Below are 18,608 nucleotides of genomic sequence, written 5' to 3'. Positions count from 1 at the left end.
CCCTGCCCTGCCCTGCCCTGCCCTGCCCTGCCCTGCCGCCAACATGTGCACAGGTACGCACATGTTGGCTACGATGGCCGGGTGCTCTCCGTTCTGCGCGTCCGGGCGTACCGCCGCCTGTTCACCGCCCAGGTGGTGGCCCTCGCCGGCACCGGTCTGGCCACCGTCGCCCTGGGCCTGCTCGCGTACGACCTCGCCGGCCGCGACGCGTCGACCGTGCTGGGCACCGCCCTGGCGATCAAGATGGTCGCGTACGTGGCCATCGCCCCGCTGGCGGGCGCGTTCGCCGACCGGCTGCCGCGCCGCGCCCTGCTCGCCGGGCTGGACCTGGTCCGCGCCGGCGTCGCGCTCACCCTGCCGTTCGTCGACCGGATCTGGCAGGTCTACCTGGCCGTCTTCCTCCTCCAGGCCGCCTCCGCCGCCTTCACCCCGACCTTCCAGGCGACGATCCCCCGGCTCCTGCCCGCCGAACGCGACTACACCGCCGCCCTCTCGCTCTCCCGGCTCGCCTACGACCTGGAGAGCCTGTTCAGCCCGGCACTCGCCGCACTCGCCCTCACCCTCGTCCCGTACCACGCGCTCTTCGCCGGCACCTCGGCCGGCTTCCTCGCCTCGGCGCTGCTGGTCGCGGGTACCGTCCTCCCCCGGGTCGCGGCCGCCGGCCACCGCGCCCCGTACGCGCGCACGGCGGCCGGCTCCCGGCTCTTCCGGGCCACGCCCCGGCTGCGCGCGCTGCTCGCCCTCGACCTGGCGGTGGCCGCCGCCGGCGCGCTCGTCTTCGTCGACACCGTGGTCCTCGTCCGCGACCACTTCCACCGCGGCCCGGCCGCCGTCACCCTCGCCCTCGGCGCCTACGGGGCCGGGTCGATGGCCGCCGCGCTGCTGCTGCCCCGGGTCCTCGACCGGCACGGCGACCGGGCGGTGATGCTCCCCGCCGGGTTCGCCCTGCCCGTCGTCCTCGCCGCCGCGGCGGCCCTCACCACCGCCGCCGCCACCGCCTGGACCTGGACCGGGCTGCTCGCCGCCTGGGCCCTGATCGGCGCGGCGAGCTCCGCCGTCCTCACCCCGGGCGGACGGGTGGTCCGCCGCTCCGCGGACGACGGCGACCTGGCCGCCGCCTTCGCCGCCCAGTTCTCCCTCTCGCACGGCTGCTGGCTGCTCACCTACCCGCTCGCCGGGCTGCTCGCCGCCGTCCTCGGACTGCCGGCGACCGCCGCGCTCCTCGGCGTCCTCGCCCTGACCGCGACCGTCGCCGCCACCTCCCTGTGGCCCGCCCACGACCCCGACCGGCTCGACCACGTCCACACCGACCTGCCCGCCGGCCACCCGCACCTCGCCGACGCCCACCCCGCCACCGCCGGCGGCTGGCACCACGACCACCACTACGTCATCGACCCCCACCACCGCACCTGGCCCCGCGCGGCCGCCTGACCCCGCATGTGCGTTGCACGTGTCCCGTTGTGGCGGAGTGTGTATCGGTCCGTGGGCGCTCGATGACGGCTCAGCTGCGGCTGTGGCAGATTGACTGATCGTCTTGGCAGATCGTCTGCCCGCCGAGAAGAGACGAGGTTCCCGCGTGGTCGTGTACATCGGCAGACCCGCCGTCCAACTGCCGGGCCACGTGATCCCGCGCCGGCGGATCGCGGAGGACATGGAGCGCCGCCACGCCGACCACCCCCGCCTCGCCTCCGTCCGGCGGGTGCTGGACCGGATGCCCGCGCAGCGGCGGTACTCCCAGCCGTTCGAGACCGTCCTCGCCGACCGCGACGCCACCGAGCGCAACACCACCGCCTTCGCGGACGTCTGCCGGATGGGCACCGCCGCCGCCCGCCGCGCCCTGGACGCCCACCACCTCTCCCCCGCCGACGTCGACTGCGTCGTCACCAGCCACTCCACCGGCGACGCGGTGCCGGGCCTGGACGTCCACCTGGTCGCGGAGCTCGGCCTGCGCCCGGACGTCGCCCGCCGCCCGATGACCCAGCTCGGCTGCGCGGGCGGCGCGCACGCCCTGATCACGGCGGTGGACCACGTCCGCGCCCACCCCGGCACGACCGTGCTGGTGGTGGTCGCCGAGTCGCTCTCCAGCACCTACCACCACGGCGACACCGGCCTGGAGATGATGATCTACAAGGCGCTGTGGGGCGACTCCGGCGCCGCCCTGCTGGTCGCCGACCGCCCGCTCGGGCCGGGCCTCGCCGTCGCCGACACCTGGGAGTACCTGCTGCCCGGCAGCGCGCTGCGCTACCGCAAGCGGACCGACGCCGCCGGCGTGCACTTCGACTCCGAGCGCTCCGCGCCGCGTTCGGTCGCCGAGGCCTCACCCGCCCTGCGCGACTGGCTGGCCCGCCCGCTCCCCGGCGGCGACCCCACCGCCGACCCGTGGCCACTCGACTTCGTCGTCGCCCACACCGGCGGCCCCGCCCTGCTCACCGACCTCGCCGACCGCCTCGGCCTGGACGACAAGCAGCTCGCCCACTCCTGGTCCTCCCTCGACGAGGTCGGCAACCTCGGCGGCGCCAGCGTCCTCGACGTCCTCGCCCGCACCCACACCGCCCCACCGCCCCCCGGCGCCCACGGCCTCCTCCTCGGCTTCGGCCCGGGCTTCGCCGTCTCCGCCCTCAAAACCACCTGGGTCGAGGGGGCCGGCACTCCGGCTGTAGATCTTGATCACGATTCTTGGGGCCAAGATCAAGATCTGCAGGTGGTACTAGGTTCACCATGAGATCGGGTACAGGCTTCATGGCATCGACCTCGTGCGGTGCCCTAGCGTCGTGCCATGACGATTCCAGCTGGGCTGAGACGCACGGTCCTCCGGGCGCGGCGGGACACCGGCTTTCTTGCCGCTGGTGTGCTGCCGCACCTGGCGCTGGTGCCGGTGTGGGCCTGGGCGGCGGCGACTGCCGCCAGGACGGGGAACTGGCTCCTTACGGTGCCCGTGTCGGCCGCCCTGGTCCTGCTCGGCACCCCGGTGCTGACGGCCGTTCAGCGGGCTCGCTACCGGGCGCTCATCGGTGTGGACGTCCCCCGGCTCACCCCCACCGCACCGGAACGACGGACGTGGGCCTCGACCGCCCATAGGCTCGCGGCGACGCGGCCTTGGCGCAGGGTCGGCTACCACCTCCTGCTGGGCCCGCCGCTCGCGCTGCTGGAGCTGCTGGTGCTCGCGGTGGCGGCGGCGGGCCTGGCGGGCGTCACCGCCTGCGCCTGGTCATGGGCGCTGCCGACCGGAATCCGCCAGGACTGGTTCGGCCACCTGACCCTGCTGCCGGCTTGCACAGCGGCCGGGCTCCTCCTCCTGTGCGCCCTGCCCTGGACCGCGCGGGCAGTGGCCCGGGCCGAGGCACGGCTGGCGTCGGGCCTGCTCGGGCCCAGCCGGGCGCAGCGGCTCCAGGAGCGGGTCGATCAGCTGGCCGTGAGCCGGACCGACTTGATCGAGGCCGTCGACGCGGAGCGCCGCCGGATCGAGCGCGACCTGCACGACGGCACCCAGCAGCGGTTGGTGTCGCTCGCGGTCAACCTGGGTCTGGCCATGGCCACCCGCCCGGACCTGCCGAGTGATGCCCGCGAGGTGATCGCGACAGCGCACCTGGAGGCGAAGGAGGCGATCGCCGAACTCAATGACCTGGTGCGGGGGCTGCACCCGGCCGTGCTCGAAGACCGGGGTCTGGACGCGGCGTTGTCCGGGCTGGCTGCCCGCACGCCCCTGCCGGTACGGCTGCGGGTCGATCTGGAGGAGCGGGTGGCGCCCAGCGTGGAGTCGGTCGCGTACTTCGTGATCTCGGAGGCGCTGACCAATGCGACGAAGCACGCCAACGCGATGCGTGCAGAGGTGACAGTCCGTCGGGTCGGCGAGGTGCTGCGCGTGCGCGTCACCGACGACGGGCTGGGCGGTGCCGACGCCGCCGGCACGGGGCTGACCGGGCTGGCCAAGCGGGTCGGCTCCCTCGACGGGGCCTTCCGCGTCAGCAGCCCCGTCGGCGGGCCCACCACCGTCACCGCGGAGCTGCCGTGCGCGCGGTGATCGCCGAGGACTCGGTGCTGTTGCGGGTCGGCCTGATCAAGGTGCTGGAGATGGGCGGGTTCCAGGTCCCCGCCGAAGCCGGCGATGCGGAAGGGCTGTTGGCGGCGGTGGCGGAGCACCGGCCCGAACTCGCCCTGATCGACGTCCGGATGCCGCCGGACTACACCGACGAGGGGGTGCGGGCGGCGATGGAGATCCGCCGGCGCTGGCCGGGGACGGCGGTGGTGCTGCTCTCGCAGTACGTGGAGGAGCGGTACGCGGCCGACCTGCTGTCTGCGCACACCAGCGGTGTGGGCTACCTGCTCAAGCAGCGGGTTGCCGATGTCACCGACTTCGTGGCGGCGGTCCGGCGAGTGGCGGACGGGGGCACGGCCCTGGACCCGCAGGTCGTCGCCCAGTTGCTGCTGCGGCGCGACAGCGATCCGCTCGCGCGGCTGACCCCCCGCGAACGGGAGGTGCTCGGCCTGATGGCCGAGGGGCGCTCCAATACCGGCATCGCGCAGGCGCTGGTGGTCAGTGAGAGCGCCGTGGCGAAGCACATCAACAACATCTTCGCCAAGCTCGACCTGCCCGTGGTCGACGCGGACCACCGCCGTGTCCTGGCCGTGCTGCGGTTCCTCGGAGCGTCCCGGGCCTGACCTTCCCATCCGTGATCACGATCTACAGCTGGAGTACCCGGCAACCGGCCCCGGGCTGTCCTGCCGAGCCACCGCCGGCGAGCCGGGCATGTGCAGTCCTCGGAAATCTTCAGGGAGGCCTTTGCGCTCCGGCTGGACGGAGCATCAACGGCGTTCCACCCCGCAGGCCCCCCGCGCGCGGGTTCGAGGGGCGTTGGCGCGCCGGCGGTTGATGTGGCGGTGAGGACCAGGCCTGGGCGGGGACACCGGCCGTGGTGACGATCTCCTGGAACACGCAGGATGGTGCCTAGATCTGGCGGCCGCCGTAGAAGGGCGTGTAGTAGAGGGCGTGGCGCTCGCGGTCCTCGCGGCTGGGTTCGGCGGCGACGCCGAGTTCGGGGCCGTTCCTGATGTCCTCCTTGGAGCGGTCGACGTGGACCTTGTGCTCCGCGGGCTCGATGCGGACCACCGTGCAGGCGGGCAGCAGGATGAGCTTGCCGAAGATCCAGGGGCCGGTGTCGACGACCAGGTAGCGCGCGCCCATGGCGTCGGACAGCTTGTCGATCCGGCCGATCGGGCCGTCGGTCGCCTCGACGTGGTAGCCGACGAGGTCGGTCTCGGCGCGGTGGCCTGCGGTGTCGCGGTACTCCCAGAGGTTCATGCCTGTGCTGTCCTTCCGTCGGTCGGACTCGGTGGGCGTCGGTTGCCCCGATCGGCCGGAGGTATGCACCGCGGAGGAAAAGCCGTCAGGGGCTCGGGACTCGTACGAGTCCCGAGCCCCTGACGGGCACGGACGGAGGGCCGGACGGAGGGTCAGCTGTCGAAGCCGAGGCCGAAGCGGTCGAGGGTGCGCAGCCAGAGGTTGCGTCGGCCCTCGTTGCGGTCGGCCCGGTCGAGGGACCACTTGGTGATCCCGATGCCGGCCCAGCGGACCGGCTCGGGCGGGAACGGCAGCGGCATCTTGCGGACCATCTCCAGCTGGGTGCGCTCGGTCCGTTCGCCGGCGAGCAGGTCGAGCATGACCTCGGCGCCGAAGCGGGTGGCGCCGACGCCGAGCCCGGTGTAGCCGGCGGCGATGGCGACCTTGCCCTTGTACGCGGTCTCGAAGAACGCCGAGAACCGGGTGCAGGTGTCGATGGCGCCGCCCCACGCGTGGGTGAAGCGCAGGCCCTCCAGCTGCGGGAAGGTGGTGAAGAAGTGCTGGGCGAGGGTGCGGTAGGTGGCCGGGCGCTGGTCGTACTCGGCGCGGACGTGGCCGCCGAAGTTGTAGATCGCGTCGTAGCCGCCCCACAGGATCCGGTTGTCGGCGGACATCCGGTAGTAGTGGAACTGGTTGGCGCTGTCGCCGATGCCCTGCCGGCCCTGCCAGCCGATCGCGGCGAGCTGCTCGTCGTTGAGCGGCTCGGTCATCAGCGCGTAGTCGTAGACCGGGACGGTGTACGGGCGCAGCCGCTTGACCAGCGACGGGAAGACGTTGGTGCCGAGGGCGACCTTGCGGGCAAAGATCCGGCCGTAGGGGGTCTTCACGGCCATGCCGGCGCCGGATTCGGCGAGGTCGGTGGCGGGGGTGTGCTCGAAGATCCGGACGCCGGCGTCGAGGCAGGCCTGCTTGAGGCCCCAGGCGAGCTTGGCCGGGTTGACCATGGCCACGCCCTCCTTGTCCCAGAAGGCGGCCAGGTAGGTCGGGGAGTTGACCTGGGCGCGGATCTGGTCGGTGTCCAGGAACTCGCCGCCGGTGCCGTACTGTCCGGCGAGGTCGGCGAGTTCGCGGATCCATTCGACCTGGTGGGGCTCGGTGGCGACGTCGAGTTCGCCGGTGCGCTCCCAGTCGCAGTCGATGCCGTACTTGGTGACGGCGTCCTCGATGGCCTGGAGGTTGTCGAGGCCGAGCCGCTCCAGCTGGGCGAGCTCGTTCGGCCAGCGCTCCAGGCCGTTGCCGAGGCCGTGGGTGAGGCTGGCGGCGCAGAAGCCGCCGTTGCGGCCGGAGGCGGCCCAGCCGATCTCCTTGCCCTCGACCAGGACCACGTCCAGCCCGGGCTCGCGCTCCTTGGCGATGAGCGCCGTCCACAGGCCGCTGTAGCCGCCGCCGACGACGAGCAGTTCGCACTGCGCGTCACCGACGAGGGCGGGCTGCGCCTCCGGCCGGCCGAGGTCGTCCAGCCAGAACGGGGTCGGCTTGACGTCCCGGAGGGAGTGGACGGGGTCCATGGTCTCGGTTCCTTGCTCGAGAGTGCTTGGCGGGGTCGGTTGCCGGCTGGTGGCCGTGCTGTACCCGCCGCGTTCGATCGCCCCGGCGCTATCGGCCGAGGTTGATCGCGTACACCTTGCGGAGGGTCTCGTGGACCGTCCAGACGGTCCGGTCGCCTTCGCGCAGGACGGCCAGGTCGCCGGGCCCGACCTCGAGGGTCGGGCCGTTCTCGACCTGGACGGTGGCCCGCCCGCTGAGGACGACGAACAGCTCGTCGGCCTCGGTGTCGGTCACCACGCCCGGGGTGATCTGCCAGACGCCGCGCAACTGCCGGCCGTCCTCGGACTCCCAGACCACCTTTCCGGTGACCTCGGGGTTCCCGGAGACGATCTGGTCCGGGTCCAGCGGCTCGGGTTCGAGCGCGACGTCGGGTACGTGCAGGGCGAAGCTGTCGATCATGCGTCGACGCTATCGGTACGACCGGCCGGGGCGGACCCTGCAAGCTGTCCCGTTTCCGGCGTGTCGCCTGACACCCCGTAGCCGGCCGCGTCGGCCTCGGCAGCGGCGCGGGCGGCCTTGCGGCGGGAGAGCAGCGGGTAGAGCAGCAGCGAGCCGCCGACCACCGCGAGCGAGTAGGTGACCGCCTTGGTGCCCTCGTCGGCGTACTGCTGCCAGGCCGCCCAGACGCAGACCGCCAGCAGGCTGGCCGTGATCGCGGACAGGCTCCACCAGCCGCCGGGGATCCGGTACGGGCGGGCCATCTGCGGGGCCTTGATCCGCAGCGCGATCAGCGCCGCGACCTCCAGCAGGATGCCGATGTTGGTGAGGAAGACGTCGAAGACGACCAGGTCGGTGAAGCTGCTCAGGCAGAACATCGCGTAGATCACCGAGGAGCCGACGATCGAGGCGATCGGCGCCTTGTACCGCTTGGACTCCTTGGAGAGCCAGCCCGGCAGGTAGCCGTCGCGGGAGAGCGCCAGCGGGAGGCGCGAGTTGGCGGCGAGCAGCGCGGAGAACATGGCGACTGCGGCGAACATGCCGCCGATCGTCACCGAGATCTGCAGCCAGGGGCCGGCCAGCTGCTTGGCGATCTCCGAGAAGGAGCCCGCCTCCCAGCTCTGCCAGCCGGTCTCGCCGTCCGCGCCGACCGCCAGCGAGGCGATCGAGGGCAGCAGGTAGCCGACCATGATCAGGACCACCGAGATGCCCAGCGCCTTGGGCAGGTGCTTGCGGGGGTTCTCCATCTCGCCGGCCACGTTGGAGACCGAGTCCCAGCCGCAGTAGTTCCACATCACGATGAACAGGCCGGCGCCGAACGCGTTCCAGGTGGACTGGTCCTGCGAGGCGGTCATCGAGGAGATCGGGTTGATGCCGTCGGCGACCAGGTGGTAGCCGCCGATCGCGGTCAGCACCAGCATCGGGGTGAGGCAGATCAGCGCGAAGGCCACCGACGACTCGCCGACCCAGCCGGCGCCGAGCAGGTTGAGCAGCGTGAAGACGACGATCACGCCGACGCAGATCATCCAGTTCAGGTCGAAGCGCAGGTTCCCGACGGTGAACAGGATGTGCTCGCCGGGTGCCACCGCGCCGACCAGGCTCTGCAGGTAACTGGTGAACAGCACCGGGTAGAGCGCCATGTCGACGAAGCTGCACACCCAGCTGAGCACGCCCTGCTGGAACGCCCAGAAGCGTCCCAGGCCGCGCTTGACCCAGTGGTAGTAGCCGCCCTCGACCGGTATCGCGGTGCCGAGCTCGGCGCAGACCAGGGCGTGCGGCACGCTGTAGATCAGCGGGGTGACGATGATCAGCAGCACCGCCATGCCCGGTCCGGACGTGGAGAACAGCTCCTCGATGCCGTAGGCGCCCCCCGAGACGCTGAAGAAGATCAGCGCGACCAGCGCCAACAGGCGCACGCGCTTGGGCTGCGGCCAGCGGACATCCGACTGGCCCACGGGCATCGTGGTCATTCTCACCTCAGGTCCGTGCTTCGGGCAGGCCCGGCCGCAAGATCACGCCGCCGGTGGACAGAGTCTCAGCCCTTGGACGCACCCCGACAAACCGGCAAGGTGTCAGGCGTCCCGTTACCGCTCTGACAACCTGTCGGATCAGCGCGCGGCCGCCATCTCGTCGAGCACGGTTGCGAGCGGGGTGGGGGCGATGCCCAGGTGGGCCGCGGTGGTCGAGGCGTCGAGCAGGGCGGGGCGGTCGTAGAGGTAGAGCATCTCCGGGAACTCCGCCATGACCGGGTCCCGGCGGCCGAGCTCCGCCAGCTCCTCCGCCGTCATCCGGCCGAGCACCGGGTCGGGGACGCCGGCCGCCCGGGCCAGCAGGGCGGCCAGCTCGCGGACCGAGAGGTGCGAGGTGGAGGGCACGTGCCAGGCCCGCCCCCAGCCGGTGTCGGCGCGGGCGGCGGCGACCAGCGTCCGGGCGGCGTCGCCGGTGTACGTCCAGCTGTGCGGGGCGTCCTGGTCGCCGGGGTAGGCGACGGCCGCTCCGGCGAGCAGCGGCGCCCCGACCAGCAGGGTGAACGGCGAGTACGCGCCCGCGCCGAGGAAGTCGCTCGCCCTCACCTCGGTCACCCGCACCCGGCCCGCCGCGTGGGCGGCCAGCGCCTCGTGCCAGATCCGGGCCCGGACCGCACCCTTCACGCTGCTCGGCGCCATCGGGAGCCCCTCGGTGGCCGGGCCCGCCACCGGCCCGTACCCGTAGGTGTTGCCGAGCATCACGTAGTCGGCCCCGCCGCGCTCCGCCGCGGCCAGCAGCGAGGCGGCCAGCGGCGGGAACTCGGCCGGCCACCGGTCGTACGCGGGCATCGCGCAGTTGAACAGCACCGCGGCCCCGCCGGCCGCCTCGACCAGCCGCCCGGTGTCGGCGGCGTCGACGGCCAGCCGCTCGATCAGCCGGTGCTCCGGTCCGCCGCCCCGCCGGGTGACCAGCCGGACCCGCTCGCCGGCCTCCGCCAGCAACCGCGCGACGGCCGACCCGGTGGCACCGGCTCCGACGACGACAGAGAAGGACATCTCCACACTCCCGGGGAAAGGGCCGGGGCCGACCGCCCCGGGCACCCCCAACCCTCGGTCACCGCCGGGCCCGTGGGACAGTGGCCCGAATGCCAGACATCCGGAGGTTCAGGCCATGCACCGGGTCGCCGTCCTCGCTGTACCGCCCGCCACCACCTTCGACCTGTCCATCCCCGAGCTCGTTCTCGGCGAGGCGGTCGTCGACGGCCGCCCCGGCTACCGGGTGCGGGTCTGCACCGCCCGCCCCGGCCCGCTGGCCACCGGCGGCAGCCTGCGGGTGAGCGTCCCGCACGGGCTGGACGCCGTCGACGAGGCCGACACCGTGATCGTCACCGGCACCGGCGCCCGCGAGGACGTCGACCCGGAGGTCTTGGCGGCCCTGCGCCGCGCCGCCGCGGCGGGCAAGCGGATCGCCTCGATCTGCACCGGGGCGTTCGTCCTCGCCCGGGCCGGACTGCTGGACGGCCGCAGCGCCACCACGTACTGGGCCAAGTCCGAGGAGTTCACCGCCCGGCATCCGGCCGTACGGCTGCGGCCCGACGTCCTGTACGTCGAGGACGGGAACGTCGTCACCTCGGCGGGCCTGTCCGCCGGCATCGACCTGTGCCTGCACCTGATCCGCTCCGACTACGGCGCCGCGGCCGCCAACGACGTCGCCCGGCTGGTGGTCGCGGCCCCCGTCCGCCCCGGCGGGCAGGCCCAGTTCATCGCCGCGCCGACCCCGCCGGAGAGCGGCACCTCGCTGGCCGCGACCCGGGCCTGGGCGCTGGAGCACCTCCACCGGCCGCTCACCCGCGCCGAACTCGCCGCGCACGCCGCCACCAGCGTCCGCACCCTCACCCGCCGGTTCCACCAGGAGACCGGCCAGAGCCCGCTGCAGTGGCTGCTCCACCAGCGCACGATCCGCGCCCAGGAGCTGCTGGAGACCACCGACCTGCCGATGGACCGGGTCGCCCGGCTCAGCGGCCTGGCCACCACCGACTCGCTGCGCCGGCACGTCGCCCGGCGCACCGGCCTGACCCCCACCGCCTACCGCGCGGCGTTCACCCGCAGCCCCTGACGGCCGGGCCGTCCTCAGCGGCAGTTGCCGTCGGGCGGGCTGCACAGCTTCACGTCGTGGACGCCGGGCAGCTCCGCGATCCGGGCACGCAGCGCGTCCAGCTCGGCCTGCGGGGTGCCCGGGACGAACCGGACCGTCAGCCGACCGCCCGGCACGCCGCCGGTGCTCGACACCCACAGGTCGGTCGCACCGTGGCCGAGCGCCGGGCGTCCGGTGCGCGCGGACTGCTCCTCCTGGGCGACCACCGCCGGAAGGGCGCCGCTGTCCGTCACCGCCACGAACGCGTCCGGCTCCTGGAAGTACGGCTCCACCACGGACCGGTAGAGCGCGGTGCCCATCCCCGCGTACACCATGAAGGCCACCGCCCCGCCGGCCAGCTGGGCGACCCAGCCGGCCCGGGCGCCGGACCTGGCCCCGGCCGCCACCAGGACCAGGGCCGCCGGCGCCATCAGGAACCAGCCGAGCAGCGCGCCGAGGAGCGAGGCGACCAGCAGCAGCCCCGCGACCGTCCAGCAGGCCACCCGGAAGTCCCGGGCCCGCCGGGCGACCTGCGGCGCGAGCGTCAACAGCGTCATCACCACCAGCAGCCCGCCCTGGTAGGCGCCGATCGCGTACCACCACACCACGAACGGCAGCCCGCTCAGCGTGGCCAGCACCCCCAGCACCCGCGCACCCCTGGGCACGGGCAAGCCCACTGACGTGGCGGTTTCCTGCTCCCTCACGATCCCCCCTCGACTTATTGAACGCGTTCAAAATGTAGCCGACCGGCCGCCCCGGCGACAAGGCGGGTCTGACCCTCCTCTCACCGGACACCAAGATCGCGCTCATCCGGGCCGCCTACCGTCAACAGGACAACGGCAACCGGAGAGGAACGGGCGGCATGGGCGAGGACCACCACGAGGGGCAGCGGGTCAGCCGGCGCAGGGCGCTGGCGGGCATCAGCAGCATCGGGCTCGGCGCGCTGCTCGCCGCGTGCGCCAGCAGCAAGGACGGCGGCGGCGCCACCGCCACCACGACCACCGGCGGCAGCGCCTCGATCTCACCGCAGGCGTCCACCACCGAGGACCTCACCGCGCTGTTCGCCGACGCCGGGACGTGCACCCTGACGGCGCAGACCACCCAGGGGCCGTACTACTTCGACGCGGACAAGGTCCGCAGCGACATCCGCGAGGACCGCGAGGGCGTCCGCCTGCGGCTGGCGATCCGGGTGCAGGACTCCGAGAGCTGCCAGGCGATCCCGAACGCGGTGGTGGAGATCTGGCACTGCGACGCGGCCGGCCTGTACTCCGGGGCCGAGACCCTCTCCTCGGGCGGCGGCGGCCAGGGCGGCGGCCCCGGCGGGGGCGGCACCCCGCCCTCGGGCGCACCCACCGGCGCCCCGCCGGCCGGAGCCCCGTCCGGCGCGCCCTCCGGCACCCCGCCGAACGGTGGCGGCGCCGGCGGCGGCCAGGGCGACCTGACGCCGCAGGACGACAAGCGCTATCTGCGCGGCGCCCAGGTGACCAACAGCCAGGGCATCGTGCAGTTCACCACCGTCTGGCCCGGCTGGTACGTCAGCCGCACGGTGCACATCCACGCGATGGTCCACATCGACAACGAACGCACCCTCACCACCCAGCTGATGATGGACGAGTCGCTCAACAGCGCCGTGTTCGCGCGGGCCCCGTACAGCAAGCACACCGGCCGCGACACCTTCAACGACAAGGACTCCATCTACAAGCCGAGCATGCTCCTCAGGATCACCCAGGACGGCGACGGCTACCTCGGCGTCATCACCTTCGCCGCGGACCCCGACAAGAACGGCAATTGACCCCTCGCCTGCTCGAATTTCCGTTGCCCGGTCCCCGCCCCACCGCGTAGCTTCGGCGCTCGACGGCATGTAGCTCAACGAGTCAGAGCACCGGGCTTGGGACCTGGAGGGTGCGGGGGCAGGGCCCGCCATGTCGGCCATGGACGAGAACGCTGAGCAGCAGCACCCGACGACCACCGTCTCCACCGACTACGCGCACCGGCAGCTCGCCCGCGCGTTCACCACCGCCCTGTCGCACCCCGACCCGGCGACCCGCTCCCGCGCGAACGCGAAGGCGGGCCGCTGGCGCGAGGTGCTGGCCGGCATCGCCGACGGCAGCCTGCGGATCGGCTCCCGGACGCCGGTGGCCGGTCTGCCCGCCTGGGTGACGCCGGAGGTGGTGCGCGGCGGCTTCGCGACCGGGCGGGCCTGCGCCGAGGGGCCGCTGGAGCCGTACGAGCGCGCGGCGTGCCGGGCGGCCGGGGTTCCCGAGGGACGGGCCGAGCTGTTCGCCCATGCGCTGACCGAGGCGGGGCTCGCCGAGCTGTGGGCCCTGCTGGACAGCGGCCGCTACCGGGTCACGGTGCCGGAGGAGGCCGCGCTGCTGACCGTGGCGTGGCTGGTCCGGGCCGGCGAGCAGTCCGCGGCGCTGGAGCTGGTCGCGGTGCTGGCGCCGTTCGCCGGCCGGCTGCGGTTCACCCCGCCGCCCGGCGACGGCCCGGCGGCGCGGCCCGACGCGGTGCACCGCCGCACCGTCGGCGAGGCCGTCGCGACGCTCGCGACCCGCAGGCCCAACCTCGCGGTGGAGACCCAGCGCGAGGCGCTGACGGTCTGGCTGCCGTACTCCGACGAACTACTGGCCCACTGGCTGGAGACCGCGGACGGGGGCCGCGCCCTCGCCGTCGACCCCGGGCCGGACTGGCACCGGCGCGGCGCCGCGCTGCTGCTCCGCTACCGGACGCTGGCCGCCGCGCACCGGCTGTGCGGCAAGCACCGCAAGCCGGGTGAGAACCTCGGCATCCTGCGCGCGGCGCTGGAGGTCACGGTCGCCGGGGAGCCGCTCGACCCGAAGCTGCGGGGGCTGCTGGTCGCCTCCGTGGACGCGATGGTGCGCCGCCGCGGCCTGCCCGGTTCGGAGCGGCACTCCGCGCTGCGCGCCGTCCAGGCAGGCCAGTCCGCGCTGCCCTCCCACCACGCGCTGGCCCAGGTGCTGCTGGGCCGGCTCGCGCCCCTCGGCCAGGAGGACGGCCTCGCCGACCCGGACGCGGTGCTCGCCCCGGTGAGCGCCGCAGAGGCCGCGGAGAGCGGTGTCCCGGCCGGTTCCGCGGTGCCGGCGGCCCTGCACCGGCCGGTGCTGGCTGCCACCAGCGCACCGGTCGAGATGCTGATCGGCCGCGGCCTGGTGCCCTCCGCCGAGGTGCTGGCGGAGCTCGCCCCGCAGCTGGCCGCGGCGGCGGAGGCCGCCGCGCACCCCGATCCGGCGCTGCGCGGGCTGGTCGCCGCTGGGCACCGCGCGTTCGCGGGCCGGCGTTCGCTGCTGCTGCTCGACTACGCGCACCAGGTCCGCGCGGAGGAGCTGCCCTGGGTGCGGGCCGTCCGCGCGCAGCGCAGCGGCGACCCGGCCGCGCGGCGGACCGGGCTCGCCGCCCTGCGCCGGCTCGGCGAGCTCGCCCTCGGCACCTTCCCCGGTACCGTGCCGCCGAACCCGCTGGTGAGCGAGCTCGCCGGGCTGGCCAGGCGGGCCGAGGAGCCGCTGCCGTTCACGGAGGAGCTGGCCGCCGACATCTTCATGGGCGGCTTCACCCCGAAGTTCCCGGCCGCCGCCCGGATCGCCGCCGGCCTGCTGGAGGGGACGCTGTACGAGCGGTACTACGGCATCGACTACGCCGAGGTGTGGGCGCTCGCCGAGCGGTCCGACAGCGACCGGGAGCGGTCGGTCGTGGCGCGGGAGTTCTCCGCGCTGTGCCGGGAGCGGGCGGGCCGGCCCGGCTCGTCCCGCTCGGTGGCGGGCAACGGCACGGTGATCGAGCAGGCGCAGATCCTCACCACGCACAACCTGGCGGTGCTCGCCGGGCCGGTCGGCGTGGTGCCGGCCGGCGGCTGGGAGGCGGCGGCGCTCGGCGCGTACGGCACGGTGCGCCGGCTCGTCGCGCTGGCGGAGCGGCAGCCGTGGCCGCTGGCCACGGTGAAGAACGCCGCGTTCGCCTGGCGGCAGCTGCTCTTCCACCTCTCGCTCTGCTCGCCGCGGGAGCGGGAGGCCGTCCTCGCCGTGATCGTCGGCGAGCACCCGGCGCGCCTCGCCCCGGCCGTCGAGGGCCTGCGGCTGGCCGCGGCCGGCCACCGCTTCGACCCGGACGGCACCGGCGCCCGCCGCTTCCTCGGCTGGACGGTCGGCCCGCACTGGCTGCTCGCCCGGTGAGCGGGCCGGGTCGGGGGCCGGGTCGGGGGCCTGGTTCTCAGCGCCCGGCCTCCGGACCCGGTCCGTCCAGGTCGTCGCGGGAGACGTGCTCGCCCGGCGTGGACAGCTCCTCGACCGTGCCGCCGGCGACCACCGCGCCGGTGGACCGCTTGCCGCTGCGCAGCCGGCGTTCGAGCCAGCCGGCGAAGGTGGTCAGCGCGAGGTTGAGCACCACGAAGATCACCGCGACCACGGTGAAGCTGGCGATGGTGTTGGCGCCGTAGTTCGCGCTCATCGGCCGGACCGAGGCGAGCAGCTCGGAGAAGCCGAGCAGGGCGCCGCCGAGCGCGGTGTCCTTGACGATCACGACCAGTTGGCTGACGATCGCGGGCATCATGGCGGTGACCGACTGGGGCAGCAGCACGTACCGCATGACCTGGTTCTTGCGCAGGCCGATCGCCTCGGCCGCGTCGGTCTGCCCCCGCGGGAGCGCCAGGATGCCGGCCCGGACGATCTCCGCGAGGACCGAGCCGTTGTAGAGGACGAGCCCGGTGACCACGGCGTAGAGCGGCCGGCTGTCGGGGCTGACGTCGGTGAACTTGGCGTAGGCCGCGTTCGCGAAGAGCATCAGGATCAGCACCGGGATGGCGCGGAAGAACTCCACCACCGTCCCGGCCGCGCCCCGGACCCACCCGTGGTCGGAGAGCCGGGCGATGCCGAACAGCGCGCCGAGCGGCGTCGCGAGGACCATCGCCAGCGCGGCGGCGATCACGGTGTTCTTCAGGCCGGGCAGCAGGAAGGTGGTCCACGCCCCGGAGGTGGTGAAGAAGGGCTCCCACTTGTCCCAGGCGAGCTGGTTCTTGTCGGCGAGGCTCGCGAACACCCACCAGAGCACGCCGGCCAGCGCGAGCAGGAACAGGACGGTCAGCAGGACGTTGTGCCGCTTGGCCCGCGGGCCGGGCGCGTCGTACAGGACGGTGGGCCGGGTCATCGCTTCACCGACACCTTCCTGCTCACCCAGCCGAGCAGCAGGCCGACCGGCAGGGTGAGGCAGATGAAGCCGAAGGCGAAGACGGCGGAGATCAGGATGACCTGGGCCTCGTTCTCGATCATCGTCTTCATCAGCGTGGCCGCCTCGAAGACGCCGATCGCGGAGGCCACCGTGGTGTTCTTGGTGAGGGCGATCAGCACGTTCGCGAGCGGGCCCACGACCGCGCGGAAGGCCTGCGGGAGCACGATCAGCAGCAGCACCTGGGGGAACCTCAGGCCGATCGCCCGCGCCGCCTCCACCTGGCCCAGCGGCACGGTGTTGATCCCGGACCGCAGGGCCTCGCAGACGAAGGCCGCCGTGTAGGCGATCATGCCGAGCACGGCGAGCCGGAAGTTGATCGTCTTGAAGGAGTCGGCGCCCAGGGTGACGCCGAGCGTCTGGAACAGGCCGAGCGAGGTGAAGACGATGATCACCGTGAGCGGGATGTTCCGGACGATGTTGACGTAGACGGTCCCGAAGCCGCGCATCAGCGGCACCGGGCTGACCCGCATGGCGGCCAGCAGCGTCCCCCAGATCAGCGAGCCGATGGCCGACCAGAAGGTGAGCTGGATGGTGACCCAGAAGGCCCCCCACAGGTCGTAGCCCTCGAGGAAGTCGAACACGGTGGCACCTCCGCGCCGTGGGCGGGCGGCGTCAGCTGACGATCACGCCGATCTGCGGCGTCGAGTCGGGCTGGTAGCCGGCCGGGCCGAGGTTCTTCTGGACGGCGGCGGCCCAGGAGCCGTCCGCGATCATCTTCTCCAGCGCCGTGTTGATCTTCGCCTTGAGCTCGCTGCCCTTCTGCACGCCGATGCCGTAGTTCTCGTTGCTCATCTTGAAGCCGCCCAGCTTGAACTTGTCCTTGAACTGGGCCTGCGAGGCGTAGCCGGCGAGGATCGTGTTGTCCGTGGTCAGCGCGTCGATGACCTTGTTCTCCAGGCCGGTCAGGCACTCCGAGTAGCCGCCGTACTCCTGCAGCTGGGCATTGGGCGCGATCTTCGTCTTGACGTTCTGCGCGGACGTCGAGCCGGTGACCGAGCAGAGCTTCTTGGAGTTCAGGTCGGCCGGGGTGGTGATCGAGTTGTCGTCCGCGCGGATCAGGACGTCCTGGTGCGCCAGCAGGTACGGCCCGGCGAAGTCGACCTTCTCGGAGCGCGCGGGGGTGATCGAGTAGGAGGCGGCGATGAAGTCGACGTCGCCGCGCTGGAGCAGGGTCTCGCGGTCGGCGCTCTTGGCCTCCTTGAACTGGATGTCGCCGGGGGCGTACCCGAGCTGCTGGGCCACGTAGGTGGCCACGTCGACGTCGAGGCCGGTGTACTTGCCGTCCGGGGTCTTCAGCCCGATGCCGGGCTGGTCGAACTTGATCCCGACGGTGATCGTCTTGCCGCCCGCGCTCGCCGAGCCGCTCGCGCCGCTGCTGCCGCCGCCGTCGGAGCCGCAGCCGGCGGCGGTCAGGGCGAGGACGAGTGCGGCGGCGGAGGCGACGGTCGCCTTGCGAAGCTTCATGGTCATCATTCCCAGTGTTCGGGGTCCGGAGTGCTCGGGGTCCGGGTCAGTGGTGGAGGATCTTCGAGAGGAAGTCCTTGGCCCGATCGCTGCTCGGACTGCTGAAGAACCGATCGGGCGTCGACTCCTCCACGATCCGGCCGTCGGCCATGAACACCACCCGGTTCGCGGCCGAACGGGCGAAGCCCATCTCGTGGGTGACGACGACCATGGTCATTCCGGACCGGGCGAGCTGCCGCATGACCTCCAGCACCTCGTTGATCATCTCGGGGTCGAGGGCGGAGGTCGGCTCGTCGAAGAGCATGATCTTCGGGTCCATGGCCAGCGCCCGGGCGATCGCCACCCGCTGCTGCTGGCCGCCGGAGAGCTGCGCGGGGTACTTGTCCGCCTGGGCCTCGACCCCCACCCGCTGGAGCAGGGCGCGCGCCCGCTCCTCGGCGGTCTTCCGGTCCGTCCGGCGCACCTTGATCTGGCCCAGGGTGACGTTCTGCAGCACCGTCTTGTGCGCGAACAGGTTGAAGGACTGGAAGACCATCCCCACGTCCGCCCGCAGCGCCGCGAGCTCGCGGCCCTCGGCCGGCAGCGGCTTCCCGTCGATCACGATCTCGCCGGAGTCGACGGTCTCCAGCCGGTTGATCGCCCGGCACAGCGTCGACTTGCCGCCGCCCGACGGGCCGATCACGACCACCACCTCCCCGCGCGCGACGGTGAGGTCGATCTCCCGCAGGACGTGGAGATCACCGAAGTGCTTGTCGACCCCGCGCAGCACCACCAGATCACCGGTGGCTTGCTCGGGGGCTCCCTGGGTCATGGTCGGCTCCGCTCGTCGGGTTCATGGTCCGTCCGCGCGGGCGGCCCCGCATGTCGGCGCCCGGGAGGCGAGGGAGGGGTGTGGCGCGCGGGGGTACGGGGCGCGGGGGTATGCGGGGCGGGGGTGCGGGGCGGGGGTTGCGGGAAGACTGCCGGGGACGGAGGGGGT

The 18,608-nt window shown here is 73.2% G+C and carries 17 protein-coding genes and 1 tRNA gene; 8 read left to right on the top strand and 10 right to left on the bottom strand.

Going from position 1 to position 18,608, the window contains the following annotated elements:
* The first annotated feature begins 81 nt into the window (after positions 1-81).
* The 4 genes from ACGFX4_RS10240 to ACGFX4_RS10225 all read left to right on the top strand — a co-directional run bounded on the left by ACGFX4_RS10240 (position 82) and on the right by ACGFX4_RS10225 (position 4,659).
* Complete coding sequence (locus tag ACGFX4_RS10240) at positions 82-1,431, top strand: MFS transporter (RefSeq protein ID WP_393071568.1); 1,350 nt, start codon at positions 82-84, stop codon at positions 1,429-1,431.
* 145 nt (positions 1,432-1,576) lie between these two features.
* On the top strand, positions 1,577-2,722 hold the full coding sequence (locus ACGFX4_RS10235; RefSeq protein ID WP_393071566.1) for a PhlD: 1,146 nt from the start codon (positions 1,577-1,579) through the stop codon (positions 2,720-2,722).
* A 54-nt stretch (positions 2,723-2,776) separates the two neighbouring features.
* Positions 2,777-4,021 (top strand): sensor histidine kinase, encoded by a 1,245-nt coding sequence (locus ACGFX4_RS10230; protein WP_393071564.1) that lies wholly within the window; start codon positions 2,777-2,779, stop codon positions 4,019-4,021.
* A complete protein-coding gene (locus ACGFX4_RS10225) occupies positions 4,009-4,659 on the top strand; it encodes a response regulator (protein WP_393071562.1) in 651 nt (216 codons plus the stop codon). The genes ACGFX4_RS10230 and ACGFX4_RS10225 overlap by 13 nt, the downstream gene beginning before the upstream one ends.
* A gap of 286 nt (positions 4,660-4,945) precedes the next feature.
* On the opposite strand, the gene ACGFX4_RS10220 is transcribed toward ACGFX4_RS10225, so the two are convergent.
* The 5 genes from ACGFX4_RS10220 to ACGFX4_RS10200 all read right to left on the bottom strand — a co-directional run bounded on the left by ACGFX4_RS10220 (position 4,946) and on the right by ACGFX4_RS10200 (position 9,846).
* Complete coding sequence (locus ACGFX4_RS10220) at positions 4,946-5,299, bottom strand: PRC-barrel domain containing protein (RefSeq protein ID WP_393071560.1); 354 nt, start codon at positions 5,297-5,299, stop codon at positions 4,946-4,948.
* A 152-nt stretch (positions 5,300-5,451) separates the two neighbouring features.
* Entirely contained in the window at positions 5,452-6,846 is a 1,395-nt protein-coding gene (locus ACGFX4_RS10215) for an NAD(P)/FAD-dependent oxidoreductase (protein ID WP_393071558.1), read from the bottom strand.
* Between the two features lie 88 nt (positions 6,847-6,934).
* A complete protein-coding gene (locus ACGFX4_RS10210) occupies positions 6,935-7,285 on the bottom strand; it encodes a cupin domain-containing protein (protein WP_393071556.1) in 351 nt (116 codons plus the stop codon).
* Positions 7,282-8,793, bottom strand: coding sequence for an APC family permease (locus ACGFX4_RS10205; RefSeq protein WP_393071554.1), 1,512 nt, complete (start codon positions 8,791-8,793; stop codon positions 7,282-7,284). The genes ACGFX4_RS10210 and ACGFX4_RS10205 overlap by 4 nt, the downstream gene beginning before the upstream one ends.
* Before the next feature lie 138 nt (positions 8,794-8,931).
* The gene (locus ACGFX4_RS10200) at positions 8,932-9,846 is read right to left on the bottom strand and encodes an NAD-dependent epimerase/dehydratase family protein (RefSeq protein WP_393071552.1); all 915 of its coding nucleotides are present in this window, start codon (positions 9,844-9,846) and stop codon (positions 8,932-8,934) included.
* Positions 9,847-9,961: 115 nt separating this feature from the next.
* Here ACGFX4_RS10200 and ACGFX4_RS10195 point away from each other — a divergent pair, with 115 nt between their 5' ends.
* The gene (locus ACGFX4_RS10195) at positions 9,962-10,906 is read left to right on the top strand and encodes a GlxA family transcriptional regulator (protein WP_393071550.1); all 945 of its coding nucleotides are present in this window, start codon (positions 9,962-9,964) and stop codon (positions 10,904-10,906) included.
* Positions 10,907-10,920: 14 nt separating this feature from the next.
* On the opposite strand, the gene ACGFX4_RS10190 is transcribed toward ACGFX4_RS10195, so the two are convergent.
* Complete coding sequence (locus ACGFX4_RS10190) at positions 10,921-11,595, bottom strand: hypothetical protein (protein WP_393071548.1); 675 nt, start codon at positions 11,593-11,595, stop codon at positions 10,921-10,923.
* A gap of 191 nt (positions 11,596-11,786) precedes the next feature.
* On the opposite strand from ACGFX4_RS10190, the gene ACGFX4_RS10185 reads away from it, so the two are divergent.
* The 3 genes from ACGFX4_RS10185 to ACGFX4_RS10175 all read left to right on the top strand — a co-directional run bounded on the left by ACGFX4_RS10185 (position 11,787) and on the right by ACGFX4_RS10175 (position 15,114).
* Entirely contained in the window at positions 11,787-12,716 is a 930-nt protein-coding gene (locus ACGFX4_RS10185) for a protocatechuate dioxygenase (RefSeq protein WP_393071546.1), read from the top strand.
* A 63-nt stretch (positions 12,717-12,779) separates the two neighbouring features.
* Positions 12,780-12,856: transfer RNA gene (locus tag ACGFX4_RS10180), tRNA-Pro, on the top strand.
* On the top strand, positions 12,856-15,114 hold the full coding sequence (locus tag ACGFX4_RS10175) for a hypothetical protein (protein ID WP_393071544.1): 2,259 nt from the start codon (positions 12,856-12,858) through the stop codon (positions 15,112-15,114). Before ACGFX4_RS10180 ends, ACGFX4_RS10175 begins: the two co-directional genes overlap by 1 nt.
* A gap of 37 nt (positions 15,115-15,151) precedes the next feature.
* On the opposite strand, the gene ACGFX4_RS10170 is transcribed toward ACGFX4_RS10175, so the two are convergent.
* The 4 genes from ACGFX4_RS10170 to ACGFX4_RS10155 are packed head-to-tail and all read right to left on the bottom strand — an operon-like array spanning position 15,152 to position 18,440.
* Entirely contained in the window at positions 15,152-16,084 is a 933-nt protein-coding gene (locus ACGFX4_RS10170) for an amino acid ABC transporter permease (RefSeq protein ID WP_393071542.1), read from the bottom strand.
* Positions 16,081-16,746 carry an amino acid ABC transporter permease gene (locus ACGFX4_RS10165; protein ID WP_393071541.1) on the bottom strand — a complete coding sequence of 222 codons (666 nt, stop codon included), beginning with the start codon at positions 16,744-16,746 and terminating at the stop codon, positions 16,081-16,083. Before ACGFX4_RS10165 ends, ACGFX4_RS10170 begins: the two co-directional genes overlap by 4 nt.
* A 31-nt stretch (positions 16,747-16,777) precedes the next feature.
* Complete coding sequence (locus ACGFX4_RS10160) at positions 16,778-17,629, bottom strand: glutamate ABC transporter substrate-binding protein (protein ID WP_393071624.1); 852 nt, start codon at positions 17,627-17,629, stop codon at positions 16,778-16,780.
* A 46-nt stretch (positions 17,630-17,675) separates the two neighbouring features.
* Positions 17,676-18,440, bottom strand: coding sequence for an amino acid ABC transporter ATP-binding protein (locus ACGFX4_RS10155; protein ID WP_393071540.1), 765 nt, complete (start codon positions 18,438-18,440; stop codon positions 17,676-17,678).
* Between the last annotated feature and the right edge of the window lie 168 nt (positions 18,441-18,608).

The sequence above is a fragment of the Kitasatospora sp. NPDC048365 genome (assembly GCF_043200835.1).
Classification (GTDB): domain Bacteria; phylum Actinomycetota; class Actinomycetes; order Streptomycetales; family Streptomycetaceae; genus Kitasatospora; species Kitasatospora terrestris.
Note: the sequence above shows the minus strand (reverse complement) of the source record. Positions and strands in the feature narration are given on the sequence as shown.

Bases quoted from the DNA above. Each gene is read 5' to 3' on its own strand.
- ACGFX4_RS10230 (WP_393071564.1), top strand. From the start codon at position 2,777: ATGACGATTCCAGCTGGGCTGAGACGCACGGTCCTCCGGGCGCGGCGG.
- ACGFX4_RS10220 (WP_393071560.1), bottom strand. From the start codon at position 5,299: ATGAACCTCTGGGAGTACCGCGACACCGCAGGCCACCGCGCCGAGACC.
- ACGFX4_RS10215 (WP_393071558.1), bottom strand. From the start codon at position 6,846: ATGGACCCCGTCCACTCCCTCCGGGACGTCAAGCCGACCCCGTTCTGG.
- ACGFX4_RS10210 (WP_393071556.1), bottom strand. From the start codon at position 7,285: ATGATCGACAGCTTCGCCCTGCACGTACCCGACGTCGCGCTCGAACCC.
- ACGFX4_RS10205 (WP_393071554.1), bottom strand. From the start codon at position 8,793: ATGACCACGATGCCCGTGGGCCAGTCGGATGTCCGCTGGCCGCAGCCC.
- ACGFX4_RS10200 (WP_393071552.1), bottom strand. From the start codon at position 9,846: ATGTCCTTCTCTGTCGTCGTCGGAGCCGGTGCCACCGGGTCGGCCGTC.
- ACGFX4_RS10195 (WP_393071550.1), top strand. From the start codon at position 9,962: ATGCACCGGGTCGCCGTCCTCGCTGTACCGCCCGCCACCACCTTCGAC.
- ACGFX4_RS10185 (WP_393071546.1), top strand. From the start codon at position 11,787: ATGGGCGAGGACCACCACGAGGGGCAGCGGGTCAGCCGGCGCAGGGCG.
- ACGFX4_RS10175 (WP_393071544.1), top strand. From the start codon at position 12,856: ATGGACGAGAACGCTGAGCAGCAGCACCCGACGACCACCGTCTCCACC.
- ACGFX4_RS10170 (WP_393071542.1), bottom strand. From the start codon at position 16,084: ATGACCCGGCCCACCGTCCTGTACGACGCGCCCGGCCCGCGGGCCAAG.
- ACGFX4_RS10160 (WP_393071624.1), bottom strand. From the start codon at position 17,629: ATGAAGCTTCGCAAGGCGACCGTCGCCTCCGCCGCCGCACTCGTCCTC.
- ACGFX4_RS10155 (WP_393071540.1), bottom strand. From the start codon at position 18,440: ATGACCCAGGGAGCCCCCGAGCAAGCCACCGGTGATCTGGTGGTGCTG.